The 12,249-nt window shown below is 38.0% G+C and carries 11 protein-coding genes; 2 read left to right on the top strand and 9 right to left on the bottom strand.

The annotated features are described in order from the left end of the window. Positions 1 to 2: 2 nt before the first annotated feature. Both CWD90_RS03280 and CWD90_RS03285 read right to left on the bottom strand, forming a co-directional pair. The gene (locus CWD90_RS03280; RefSeq protein ID WP_103474491.1) at positions 3 to 1,082 is read right to left on the bottom strand and encodes a mannose-1-phosphate guanylyltransferase; all 1,080 of its coding nucleotides are present in this window, start codon (positions 1,080 to 1,082) and stop codon (positions 3 to 5) included. Between the two features lie 10 nt (positions 1,083 to 1,092). After that, positions 1,093 to 1,695, bottom strand: a complete 603-nt coding sequence (locus CWD90_RS03285; RefSeq protein ID WP_103474492.1) for a SprT-like domain-containing protein — start codon at positions 1,693 to 1,695, stop codon at positions 1,093 to 1,095. A gap of 190 nt (positions 1,696 to 1,885) precedes the next feature. On the opposite strand from CWD90_RS03285, the gene CWD90_RS03290 reads away from it, so the two are divergent. Beyond that, positions 1,886 to 2,929 carry an AI-2E family transporter gene (locus CWD90_RS03290; RefSeq protein WP_103474493.1) on the top strand — a complete coding sequence of 348 codons (1,044 nt, stop codon included), beginning with the start codon at positions 1,886 to 1,888 and terminating at the stop codon, positions 2,927 to 2,929. A gap of 18 nt (positions 2,930 to 2,947) precedes the next feature. Here the strand turns inward: CWD90_RS03290 and CWD90_RS03295 are convergent, their stop codons facing one another. From CWD90_RS03295 to porV, 7 genes are all read right to left on the bottom strand, one after another. Next, positions 2,948 to 3,589: an HAD family hydrolase gene (locus CWD90_RS03295; protein WP_103474494.1), complete on the bottom strand. Its 642-nt coding sequence runs from the start codon at positions 3,587 to 3,589 to the stop codon at positions 2,948 to 2,950. A 15-nt stretch (positions 3,590 to 3,604) separates the two neighbouring features. Further along, a complete protein-coding gene (locus tag CWD90_RS03300) occupies positions 3,605 to 4,285 on the bottom strand; it encodes an SDR family NAD(P)-dependent oxidoreductase (protein WP_103474495.1) in 681 nt (226 codons plus the stop codon). Beyond that, on the bottom strand, positions 4,285 to 5,310 hold the full coding sequence (locus CWD90_RS03305; protein ID WP_103474496.1) for a M28 family metallopeptidase: 1,026 nt from the start codon (positions 5,308 to 5,310) through the stop codon (positions 4,285 to 4,287). Before CWD90_RS03305 ends, CWD90_RS03300 begins: the two co-directional genes overlap by 1 nt. A gap of 259 nt (positions 5,311 to 5,569) precedes the next feature. After that, a complete protein-coding gene (locus tag CWD90_RS03310) occupies positions 5,570 to 7,207 on the bottom strand; it encodes a pyruvate dehydrogenase complex dihydrolipoamide acetyltransferase (RefSeq protein WP_103474497.1) in 1,638 nt (545 codons plus the stop codon). A gap of 4 nt (positions 7,208 to 7,211) precedes the next feature. Further along, entirely contained in the window at positions 7,212 to 8,210 is a 999-nt protein-coding gene (gene pdhA, locus CWD90_RS03315; protein ID WP_103474498.1) for a pyruvate dehydrogenase (acetyl-transferring) E1 component subunit alpha, read from the bottom strand. A gap of 196 nt (positions 8,211 to 8,406) precedes the next feature. Next, a complete protein-coding gene (locus CWD90_RS03320) occupies positions 8,407 to 8,892 on the bottom strand; it encodes a cytidine deaminase (RefSeq protein WP_103474499.1) in 486 nt (161 codons plus the stop codon). Positions 8,893 to 8,979: 87 nt separating this feature from the next. After that, positions 8,980 to 10,125 carry a type IX secretion system outer membrane channel protein PorV gene (porV, locus tag CWD90_RS03325; protein WP_103474500.1) on the bottom strand — a complete coding sequence of 382 codons (1,146 nt, stop codon included), beginning with the start codon at positions 10,123 to 10,125 and terminating at the stop codon, positions 8,980 to 8,982. A gap of 439 nt (positions 10,126 to 10,564) precedes the next feature. Here porV and gldJ point away from each other — a divergent pair, with 439 nt between their 5' ends. Beyond that, complete coding sequence (gene gldJ / locus CWD90_RS03330) at positions 10,565 to 12,220, top strand: gliding motility lipoprotein GldJ (protein ID WP_103474501.1); 1,656 nt, start codon at positions 10,565 to 10,567, stop codon at positions 12,218 to 12,220. Positions 12,221 to 12,249: the final 29 nt, after the last annotated feature.

A 12,249-nucleotide genomic window follows, 5' to 3' on the forward strand; every position in this document is an offset into this window, starting at 1 on the left:
AACTATCCTAAATGTGCCCCAAATTTATCCTTTACCTTGGCAAGTATTTTTTTTATGTCCTGCTCCTTAGATTTAGGGTATATCAGTAAAACCTCCTCTTTGTCCACTACAATATAATCTTTTAGGCCATCAATGACTATTATCTTACCTTTTGGGGAGCGGATGATATTCCCTTGGGCATCCTCGGCCAAAACTTGGCAGTTCACCAAAGCATTATTATTATCGTCCTTATCCAACTTATCGTAGAGGGATCCCCAGGTACCTAGATCATTCCAATCGAAAGAAGCAGGTAGGACAAAAATATTTTTGGAGGGTTCCAAAATCGCATAATCAATGGACACGTTATCTGCCCTAGGATAATTTTCATTGATAAAAACCCTTTCCTTGTTGGTATTGTAATATTCCATCCCACTCTGGAATAAAGCATATTGTTCTGGTTGAAATTTTTTAAAAGCATTAACTATGGTATTTACGCTCCACATAAAAATACCGGCATTCCATAAAAAATTTCCTTGTTTTATAAAATCCTTGGCGGTTTCATAATCTGGCTTTTCCCTAAATTGTCGCACATTTTTTAAAGGTGCATCATTTGCCTTGTCAAATTCTATATACCCAAAACCAGTATTGGGAAAAGTTGGCTTTATGCCTAAGGTGCATAGGACATTTTCTTCACTACATTTATCAAAACAGGTTATAACATCTTTGGCAAATGCCTCCTCATCCTCTATCCAATGATCACTGGGAGCCACAATCATAACCGCATCGGGATTCATTTTCTGAATTTTTAGGGCAGCATACAGTATACATGGAGCCGTATTGCGCATAGCCGGTTCCAGCACTATTTGTTCCTGTTGTATATCTGGCAATTGCTCAATGACAAGTTCGTTATATCTTTCATTGGTCAAGATTAATATATTTTCGACCGGAATAAATTTGGACAACCTTTTAAACGTCTTCTGGATCAAGGTATCCCCTGTTCCCAACATATCATGAAACTGCTTAGGGTAGGCAGTTGTGCTTATTGGCCAAAATCTGGACCCCACTCCACCAGCCATTAAAACGGCATAATAATTTTTATTCATATTCTCTTCTCTAATCTTTTATTAATTCTACCTCGGCATTGGGTTGAAAAAGATACACCCTGCCAGTAGCCACCTCAACACATTCGTACCGCTTTACCCTTTTATTTTTCTTTTGAAATAGTTTACCATTATATATTCTAAAGATACTGCCATGCGGCAGCTCAAAAATATAGGATTTTTCCTTATCCTGAATATCAAATTGTTTCAAGGCCAATGACAACTTAGCATCCGTATCACTACTCGCCTTTGGGTTTCTAAAATGGCTGGCTAACATAGGCAAAAGATTAGTAGGGAAGACTTCTGGCCTTAAAAATGGTAACATTAAATATTGAAATGACCTTTTCCACTCCAAGCCGTGGGGTTTTATTTTCCGACCATATTTCTCAAAAGCAACCAAATGTGCTATTTCATGGACCAAAGTAATTAAAAATCGATATTTATTTAAAGTAGCATTGACAGTAATTTGATGAGTCCCATTGGGCATCCTCCTATAATCACCATGACGGGTAACCCTCTGATTTACAATCTTTAGGTGAACGCCGTTTTCCCTTATAAGTTCCATACTTAAACCTACCGCCCTTTCAGGAAGATACTTTTCCAAAGTGTCCTGCATAGCAACAAAATTAGAAATTAAAAGATCTTAATCGAATTAACACAAAGAATTTATCCACAATTAAGTTAAACCTTGATGAAAAATAGGATAATAGTCAATATTTACATTTTTATTAACTACCAAAGACAACTTCTTTCAACTAAATTTGTATTCCCAACAATCATTGAAAAAAATAACTATTATATTATATATGAACGATTTAAGAACCACCAATAAGCTACTCCTTATTATCGTAGTGCCCCTAGTGTTTTATTTGCTAAAACTTCTTTCATTTATCTTCATCCCCCTCATTTTCTCTATGTTTATCGCACTATTGTTCCTGCCGATCATGCGTTGGCTAAACAAAAAGAAGGTATCCAAACCCATCAGTATTTTTATTGTTATACTGATTTTTATAGGAGCTTTGAAAATTGGCGGGGAACTAGTTCAACTTACCAGTAAGGAAATTCTATCTGCCGACAATGCGTTTTTCCAAAAAGCGGAGACCAAACTAGAAGCCTTATTAATAGGCATGGAGGACTATCTAGGCATACCCTATTCCAAGGAAGAAAGTATCATTAATAATATTATCCCCAAAGAAAGTATGATGAAGAACTTTGGGACAACATTGGACTTCATTGGAAATACGCTTACCATGATTTTAATGACGGTATTCTTTGTAGTGCTTTGGCTGGCAGAATCCATTAACGTCCAAAAATTAATGAACAACACCCTTCTAAAACAAAAGCATACCTCGGTTAAAACATTTGTTAAAGTGGAAAAAGATATTATTAAATTCATTAAGGTAAAATTCTTGGTCAGTCTTTTTACAGGAATAGGATTTGGGCTGGCATGTGTATTTTTTGACGTAAGCTTCCCTATTTTTTGGGGGTTATTCGCTTTTGCAATAAATTTTGTTCAAATGGTGGGATCCATCATTTCTGTAGCCCTTCTAGCATTATTTGCGTTCGTTGAATTGGAGCCTTCAAGTACCCTTTTATTCTTTGTGATTTCTATTACCGGGGTACAGGTTCTGTTTGGATCAATATTGGAACCTATATTTATGGGCAAGTCCTTTTCTATAAACATAATTACCGTATTGGTAATGTTGATGCTTTGGGGTTATATCTGGGGCGTACCAGGATTAATTATGGCCATCCCCATTACCGTTTTTATCAAGATTATTCTGGAACAATTTCCTCAAACCAAAACAATAGCCAGTCTTATCTCCGGAAACAAACCACTAAAAACCTAACTAAAAAAAGGCAGTGGACTACAGTTTTAACAAGGATATCAAATCCTTCATTTGTTCGAATGTTTTGGTAACTTCCTTTTCAAAATTGGGATCTTCATTGTGCAGATCATACCCATACACATCAAATCCTCCAGAGGTGGCTGCAAGCGCTCCCTTATAGGAATCTTCTATTACCAGACATTCATTGGGCAAAAAACCCATAGCTGCTGAAGCATGTAAATAAATTGCCGGATCGGGCTTCCATTTTTCAATATCATAACAGCTGTAGATATTATCATTAAAAAAGGACAATAGACCAGCAGTAGCCAAATTCTTTTTAATTTTTTCCTGGGGGCCACTGGATGCAACACAGAACGGAACAGTCAATTTCTCCAGGACCGCCTGAATACCATCTACCGGTTTAAGATGCGTCGAAAATATTTGGTAGGATCTATGGCGATATTCTCTTTCAAAATCCAAGGGCAATGATTTTTGGATGATCGCCTCCACTTGTTTGATACTGTCCATTAAAAAACCACCTTTAAAATGCTGCATGGCATAGGAAATATCTATCTCAGCCCCATTTTCATTGGCCATATCCACAAACACCTGATTACCCAACACCTCGCTATCAACCAAAACCCCATCACAATCGAATATAATACACTTGTATTCTTTCATTATCTTTCAGATGATTTAAGGAGTGGAATTGGAAACCTGTAGCAATTTACCATTGTAAAGCTTATTTCCATTAAGTGCAAAATCCTTTATATAGTTTGCCATTTCCAAAGCGGTGGTAGGTGCCAAATAGCCAGGGAAAGCTTCCTCTAACATTTCTGTCTGCACGGCTCCAAGGGCCAACGCATTAAATGATGGTCCGGATTCCTTAAACTCTTCCGCCCATAATTCTGTCATTGTAATTACGGCGGCTTTACTGGAACTGTAGGCAGATAATCCCGGAAATTTCACACTACCCTGTACACCTCCCATAGAACTTATGGTAACCACATGTCCATCTTTGGGCATCAGCGGGATTATTTTTTTAGTAATGCTTGCCACTCCAAAAACATTGACTTTGTACACCTCTTCAAATTCTTTCATAGAGGTTTCCAAAAATGGCTTATTCAATAATTTGCCAGCATTATTTACAAGAACATCTACTTGTTTCCAGTTCTTTTTCAAGAAATCATCCAACTGGTCATAATCCGCCAAATTTGACAAATCAAAGGAAAAACTGGAGATATTTGAATGTTCCAATGCCGCAATGGGCAAATTATTTCTTGACAGGGCCAACACCTTGTGCCCTTCATTGGCGAATAACTGCGCCATTTGAAAACCGATTCCCCTACTACTTCCTGTAATTATAATATTCGCCATTATTTGTATTCTATTTCCCTAGTAGGGGAGTTTATAATATTTTTTAAAATCGGAATAGTTTTGTTTACCAATAAGGCCATATGATCAAAATCCATTATGGTAGCCTCATCACCTACCTTATGGTAGTGGTCAAAATTGGTAAAGTCAAAGGTACAAAAGGTCTGGGAAGGAACTCCAAACTCCTTGTGAAACGGATAATTATCCGATCTCTGAAACAAATTGAATTCTTTTGCTGTAGGTAAAAATCCAACCAATTTCTCTTTGGCATAGCCATTGCAGATATCCGCCAAATTAGATTCCTCATATCCAGTTACATACATAAAGTAATCTTTCCCTACCAAAGGAACTCCAACCATTTCGAAGTTAAGCATGGCGTATAGGTTTAAATTTTGATCTTTGAGTTTTTTAGCCAAGTGCTTAGACCCTAAGAGTCCCTTTTCCTCGGCACTGAACAAGACGAAAATTATACTGCGTTTATTCTTTCCAAATTTTCCGAAATAACGAGCAAATTCTAAAACGGCTGTGGTCCCCGAAGCATTATCATTGGCTCCATTGGCAATAAGATCATCGGATACAGGGACAGCTACACCTATATGGTCATAGTGTGCACCAATTATTACAAATTCATTTTTCAATTTTTTGTCCGTGCCTTCAATATACCCCACCACATTATACGCTGGCTTCTCAAAATTGGTCAAGGTATCCCTGTAACTTTCAAAATAGGGCCTAATCCCATTATTTTCGAAAATTTCTTCTATGTATTCAGCAGCCATTTCTATCCCCTCAGTACCGGCTTCCCTTCCCTTTAGCTCATCTGAAGCCAAATAGGTTATTATTCCACCTACCCTTTCCACGGTAGAAAAATCCAACATAGAGCCTTCCTTTGCAACGTTTAGAATAGCCACATCATTGCTAATTGTGCTAGACCCATTGGCCCCATTCGTTAGCCTTACGGTTTCGTTTATCTTGGTAGCACCACAACCCACAATTAGAGAAAGGATTGCAAGACTAATTATGTTTTTCATATAATAATTTTTAATGATTTTGTATACTTATTAAAAAATATTCATTCTCATTCCAAGGCTAACGAGAGGCATGTTAGATGCACAAACAAAACCATATAGCAAGAAGAAATGATACAGGTTTAAAGATAAAAAAGCATCCTGAAAATCAGGATGCTTTTTCTATTATTGTTTATGGACTTTATCTTGATGTTATTCCCTCTTTCAATGGCTACAAACGCCTTAACCCAAAAATTCAGAGCAAGAAAATACCTTTCTGGGACTATGCCAGCATGGTAACCGGATTCTCCAAGTATGCCCTTAGTGTTTGCAAGAACTGGGCCCCTGTGGCTCCATCAACTGTTCTATGATCACATGCCAAGGTTACCTTCATGGTATTCCCAACAACGATCTGTCCATTTTTAACTACTGGCTTTTGGACAATTGCGCCGACAGATAGTATGGCAGAATTAGGTTGGTTAATAATTGAGGTAAATTCAGAAATCCCGAACATCCCTAAATTAGAAACGGTAAAAGTACTGCCTTCCATTTCAGCTGGACTAATTTTCTTATTCCTTGCCTTACCTGCCAAATCCTTTACTGAAGCACCTATTTGAGTTAGCGTCATTTGATTGGCGAATTTCAATACTGGCACCAAAAGACCTTCATCAACCGCAACTGCCACTCCTATATGCACGTGGTGATTATATCTTGTAGTATCATTGTTCCATGAGGTATTTACTTGTGGATGTTTTTTTAACGCCATAGCACAAGCCTTTACCACCATATCGTTATAAGAAACCTTGGTATCTGGCAAGCTATTGATTTGTTCTCTTGAAATCTTGGCATAGTCCATATCAACCTCTATGGTCAAATAGTAATGCGGTGCGGAAAACTTAGATTCTCCCAGACGCTTGGCAATTACCTTGCGCATTTGAGAGTTCTTCACTTCTTCAGTTCCCTCTTGCCCTACTGGCAAATTAATAGGCGCCGCTACAGCAGCTTGTGAAGACACTGCCTTATCTTGAGACACTGCTTTTTCCCCCGTTTTCTGAGCAGGCTGATATTCCTCAACATCCTTTTTTATTATTCTACCTTGATCTCCACTGCCCTTAACTTCCCCTAAATTAATTCCTTTATCCTGAGCTATTTTCTTGGCCAATGGCGATGCAAAAATTCTTTGACCATCATTAGTGGTAATAACCGCAGATTCCTTATTGTTGGCAGAAGCACTTTCAGACTTTTTAGTTTCTTCGGGAATACTTTCTACTTTTGCAGCAGAACCTGCACTCAATACAGCATCAACATCCGTACCCTTTGGTCCAATTACGGCAAGTACAGAATCTACGGGTGCTGTTTCCCCTTCCTTAATACCTACATACAGTAAGATACCTGAATAAAAAGACTCAAATTCCATGGTAGCCTTATCGGTCTCTATTTCGGCTAGAATATCCCCTTCTTCAACTTCGTCCCCAACTTTCTTCAACCAGCTGGCAACTGTTCCCTCTTCCATAGTATCACTAAGGCGTGGCATATTTACTATTTCCACCCCCTCAGGGATTTTAGCAGCTTCACTTTTTGCCTGTGGCACCTCCTTTTCAACGGTCTCAGGCGCAGGTTCCTCTTGTTTTTCCTCCTTGGCATCTGAGGAAGAATTGTTCAACAATCCTGAAATATCCTCTCCTTTTTCACCAATTATGGCTAAAAGTGTATCTACCGGTGCTGAATCTCCCTCCTTAATTCCAATATATAATAAAGTTCCTTCATTAAAAGATTCGAATTCCATGGTTGCTTTGTCGGTTTCAATCTCCGCCAAAATATCACCTTCTTCTATCTTGTCCCCTACTTGTTTTAGCCACTTAGCAACAGTCCCTTCTTCCATGGTATCGCTAAGTCTTGGCATATTTATTACCTCTGCCATTTACTTATATTTTATGTTGTACAAATGGATAATCTTTTTGATCGTATACCATGTCATATAATTGACTTACAGGCGGATAATCCGATTCGTCCGCAAATTTTTCGCATTCTATAACCAACTTTTTCACTTTGGCATCAATTTCCTTTATCTGGGCATCCGAAGCATATTTATTGTCTTTTATAACCGTCAATACTTGGGATATTGGGTCGATTTTCTTGTACTCCTCAACCTCATCCTTTGTTCTATAATGTTGGGCATCCGACATGGAATGACCTCTATATCTATAGGTTTTCATTTCCAGAAAAGTTGGACCACCTCCAGACCTGGCGCGATCAATAGCTTTACTCATTTCCTTGGCCACTGTAACCGGATCCATTCCGTCTACAGGTCCACAAGGCATTTCATATCCCAAACCTAATTTCCAAATTTCCGTTGAATGTGAAGTTCTTGCGACTGATGTTCCCATGGCATAGCCATTGTTCTCACAAACAAATACAACGGGTAATTGCCAAAGCATTGCCAAGTTAAAACTTTCGTGAAGTGAACCTTGTCTAACCGCACCATCACCCATATAACATAAGGTTACGGCATCTCTCTTGAAATATTTATCTGCAAAAGCCAATCCAGCTCCCAAAGGAATTTGACCACCTACGATGCCATGGCCACCATAAAAACGGTGTTCTTTGGAAAAAATATGCATAGACCCACCCATCCCTTGGGAAGTACCGGTAACTTTACCGTAGAGTTCGGCCATTACTTTTTTGGGATCAACACCCATCCCTATTGGTTGAACATGGTTCCTATAGGCGGTAATCATCCTGTCCTTGGTAAGATCCATTGCGTGCAATGCTCCTGCAAGAACAGCTTCCTGTCCATTGTAAAGATGTAAAAATCCACGAACTTTTTGTTGAATGTATACTGCGGCAAGTTTATCTTCAAACTTTCTCCAGAACAGCATGTCCTCATACCATTTAAGGTAGACCTCTTTGGTTATTTTTTCCATTAATTGATAATTTATGTAGTATTTCGCATTTATCAAAAACAAGTTTAAGACAAAAATGGAGAACAAAAATACATATATAAATCAATAGGAAAAAAAATTAAATCAAAAGCTTCCAATAATGCTATTATATGCAACAAAATAGGGAATAGTTGAGAAATTGCTGAAATTTAAAAACATAATGCAGTAATTTTTAAATCTAACCAAGAAAAGTACTATTGAATGCCAAAGGAAGAATATCAGAAACAGAGCTACACTTTAATATCTCTCCCGTCTCCCCGGACATGATTATAGAGATAGGGCTATTTTGTTTTATTTCGTATTCAGATACGGACTGCCTACAATTCCCGCAAAGCGCCGCCGGTTTATTGACCACAAAATTTTTAGAGGTAGCGCTTACGGCAATGCTCTGAATAGCAATTCCTGGAAATTTTGAAGAAGCATAAAATATTGCTACTCTTTCTGCACATAAGCCTGATGGATAGCACGCATTTTCTTGGTTGTTACCGGTAACAATTTCGCCATTTTTCAATAATACGGCTGCACCAACATTAAATTTCGAATAAGGGGAATAGGCTTTTTTCCTCGCTATCACTGCCTCTTTCAGTAGTATTTGATCTTGATCTTCAAGTTCACGGGCAGATTCATAAACCACAAGATCGAACGATATCCTTCTTATATTCATATTTGATCAACGCTATACAATTAGTCAAAAATAAGTAAAACCTGCTTGTGGGCAGGTTTTACTTAAAACTATAAACGATTTATTACCTTAATCATTCAAAAATTCCTCCCCTAAATTAAATGTAAGGGAAAATCTCAACGTATTCTCCAGAGGGTTTCTCACCTTTGAAGAAGAGAATAAATAAGACAAGTCCACTTGAGCCGATTTAAATCTAAATCCAGCACCTAAGGTGAAAAATTTTCTTGAGCCTTTTAAATCACTTTCATTAAAATAACCTGTCCTTAACATAAACGCATTTTGATAGGTGTATTCCGCTCCAAGCGCCCAAGTAAGTTCTTTTAACTCTTCACTAAAACCATCCGGTGCATCACCGAATGACTTAAAAACTCCTTCAAAAAAAGTAGTTTGCTGATATTGGTCATTATCAGTTCCATCTATGACACCATCATTATTATAATCTTGTGGTGTTGGCACCAACAATTTATTAAATTCCGTAGTTAGCCCCAATACATTATCTTGATCCAAAATAAAGTCAAATCCAACACCGGCTTTCAAATTGGTAGGTAGAAAATTCTCTTGGCCAGCATCATCATATTTAATTTTACTTCCAAGGTTTGAAACATTAAAACCTGCCCTCCATCGGCCATCAAAGCTACTATAAGCTATTTCCCTTGACCGATAATACCCAGAAACATCCACTGCGAAAGAACTCGCCGCTTTAGAATCCTCGCTGCCGTTATCTGGCAATTTGAGATTGGAGCTGATATATCGCCCTGAAACGGCCATGGAAAAGGTTTCGCTAAGTTTTAAGGAATAGGATCCGTCAAAAGCAACTTCATTGGGTTTGGCCAATCTTGCCTGATCACCAGCAAATTGCCTAAGTTCAATTTCTCCTAAAGTAAAATATCTAATCCCAAACGCAAAGGCACTTCTTTCATTGATCTTACTATGAAAACTGGCACTTAACAATGCTATATCCGTTATTATACTTTCCAAATAAGGGGTATAACTAAGTCCGATTCCCATTTTCCTTTCTGCAAAGGCAAATTTCGCGGGATTCCACTGTTGCGAAAAGGCGTCTGTAGAAGTGGCAACCCCCATATCTCCCATACCTGATGCTCTCGCATCTGCAGCAATAGTCAAAAAAGGCACAGCTGTTGTAATTACCCTGTCTTCCTGTGCAGAAACTTTACACACTATTAGGAGTAAGAAAAGTAGTGATAATTTTTTCATTTTTACTTATTATAATTAAGATTTGGTTCCTATCATAATTCCATAAAACCTAAATTTATTCATTTGGGTTCATTATAGTCAAACGCCCTTTTTCCAAATATCTTATATAAACTACAAAAAAAATATAGCCCACTATACCTATTGTAAGGTCATGTTATAAATATATGAATAACTATTGTAGTAAACGGTTGCATCTAAATTCATATAATTGATATTTTTTGAAGAATTATCAATTGTCCATACTATAATAAATTTTAAGTCGTTATTGATGTTAAGCGATGCTTTGGCATTTTAAATAATTTGATTAATTTTTTTCTATTAACAAAATATTATGCCTTAATCATCGTTTTATATGCCGAAAGCGACACAAAATATTAATAAAATATGAATCGCAAACTCCTTTAAGAAGAAGTTTGTCTTTTGAACTCAAGTCCTAATTATGAAAAAACAATTCATCAAAGTTGTACTCTCTTGCGCTATTGTAGCTGGTGGTTTTTCAAGTTGTAAAAACTCATCCTCCTCAAAAAATGTTTCAAGAGCTACCGGCTGGAATATCAACGCCAAGGAAGGTGGATTTCAGTACAATTCAGACTTTAAAGAGCAAGAAACTGCGCCTGGTCTAGTCTTTGTAGAAGGTGGGACCTTTACAAAAGGACAGGTTCAAGATGACGTAATGCACGAATGGAACAACATTGCCACTTCGCAGCACGTACAGTCTTTCTATATGGATGAGACTGAGGTAACCAATGTAATGTATTTGGAATATTTAGATTACCTAAAGAGTGTATATCCCCCTGAAAACCCAAAATATGTACATATTTACACCGGGGCTTTACCAGATACCTTGGTGTGGAGAAACAGATTGGGGTTCAATGAAACTATGACCAATAATTACCTGCGTCACCCAGCTTATGCGGAATATCCTGTAGTAGGTGTTAGTTGGATCCAGGCAACACAATTTGCAGAATGGAGGACAGACCGAGTTAATGAGGTAATGTTGGAAAGGGAAGGCTATCTTTCAGAAGAGGCTAAATACAAAGTAATTAACGGCGAGGCTGAAGGAGGTTTTAGCACTGAGGCCTATTTGAATAAGCCGGAATCTGTGTATAACGGCCAAATAGATTCTTTACAAGGAAAAATGAAGAAGGATTCAGTTTCCGTATTTGCTAAAAGAAGTTCAGGAATAATTTTGCCAGAATACAGATTACCTACGGAAACAGAATGGGAATACGCAGCCCAGGCACAAATTGGAAGTAGGGAATACAACAACTATAGAGGAAGAAAAAAATATCCTTGGGAAGGTGACTATACCAGAAGCGGTCAAAGAGTTGGCAGAGGAGATCAATTGGCCAACTTTAAGCAAGGCAAAGGTGATTACGGCGGAATTGCCGGATGGTCAGATGACGGTGCGGATATAACAGCAGAAGTTAAGTCTTACAAACCAAATGATTTTGGATTATATGACATGGCTGGAAACGTGGCCGAATGGGTGGCAGATGTTTACCGACCCATAGTAGATGATGAGGTGAGCGACTTTAACTATTACCGAGGGAACGTTTATATGAAAACGGCCATTGGAAAAGATGGAAAAGTAAATGTAATTCGAGATTCTATAGTTTATGATACCTTACCAAACGGAAAAATTGTAGCAGTAAATTTACCAGGAGAAATAAAAATGGTGCCTGTAGATGAAAAAGAAACCTTTTTAAGAACTAATTTCTCATCAAGTGACAACCGTGGGTATAGAGATGGCGAGCCGGGGTCTACAAGATTTTACGACAGGTTTAGTGAGGGAGAAGAGGACGAACAGAAAATGTACGACTCCCCAGTGAGCAAAGTACAAGTGGACTCCACAGGAAATATCATAAGGGCTTATGACAAATCCAACAACAGGACCTCATTGATTAATGACGAGGTCAGGGTTTTCAAAGGTGGATCTTGGAGAGATAGGGCCTATTGGTTAGACCCAGCACAAAGAAGGTATTTACCTCAATATATGGCAACGGATTATATCGGATTTAGATGTGCCATGTCTAGAGTAGGTTCCAAATCCAAGACAAAAAACAAGACCCCAAGAGGCAAGAAAGCCAAATAGGTTTTACGCTCAAAAAAATATTAAGAAGC

The organism is Arenibacter catalasegens, assembly GCF_002909235.1.
Classification (GTDB): domain Bacteria; phylum Bacteroidota; class Bacteroidia; order Flavobacteriales; family Flavobacteriaceae; genus Arenibacter; species Arenibacter catalasegens.

What these genes read in the sequence shown, in the direction of transcription:
- CWD90_RS03310 (WP_103474497.1), bottom strand. Translation starts at nt 7,207, where the DNA reads ATGGCAGAGGTAATAAATATGCCAAGACTTAGCGATACCATGGAAGAA.
- CWD90_RS03290 (WP_103474493.1), top strand. Translation starts at nt 1,886, where the DNA reads ATGAACGATTTAAGAACCACCAATAAGCTACTCCTTATTATCGTAGTG.
- CWD90_RS03305 (WP_103474496.1), bottom strand. Translation starts at nt 5,310, where the DNA reads ATGAAAAACATAATTAGTCTTGCAATCCTTTCTCTAATTGTGGGTTGT.
- CWD90_RS03300 (WP_103474495.1), bottom strand. Translation starts at nt 4,285, where the DNA reads ATGGCGAATATTATAATTACAGGAAGTAGTAGGGGAATCGGTTTTCAA.
- CWD90_RS03295 (WP_103474494.1), bottom strand. Translation starts at nt 3,589, where the DNA reads ATGAAAGAATACAAGTGTATTATATTCGATTGTGATGGGGTTTTGGTT.
- pdhA (WP_103474498.1), bottom strand. Translation starts at nt 8,210, where the DNA reads ATGGAAAAAATAACCAAAGAGGTCTACCTTAAATGGTATGAGGACATG.
- gldJ (WP_103474501.1), top strand. Translation starts at nt 10,565, where the DNA reads ATGAAAAAACAATTCATCAAAGTTGTACTCTCTTGCGCTATTGTAGCT.
- porV (WP_103474500.1), bottom strand. Translation starts at nt 10,125, where the DNA reads ATGAAAAAATTATCACTACTTTTCTTACTCCTAATAGTGTGTAAAGTT.
- CWD90_RS03285 (WP_103474492.1), bottom strand. Translation starts at nt 1,695, where the DNA reads ATGCAGGACACTTTGGAAAAGTATCTTCCTGAAAGGGCGGTAGGTTTA.
- CWD90_RS03320 (WP_103474499.1), bottom strand. Translation starts at nt 8,892, where the DNA reads ATGAATATAAGAAGGATATCGTTCGATCTTGTGGTTTATGAATCTGCC.
- CWD90_RS03280 (WP_103474491.1), bottom strand. Translation starts at nt 1,082, where the DNA reads ATGAATAAAAATTATTATGCCGTTTTAATGGCTGGTGGAGTGGGGTCC.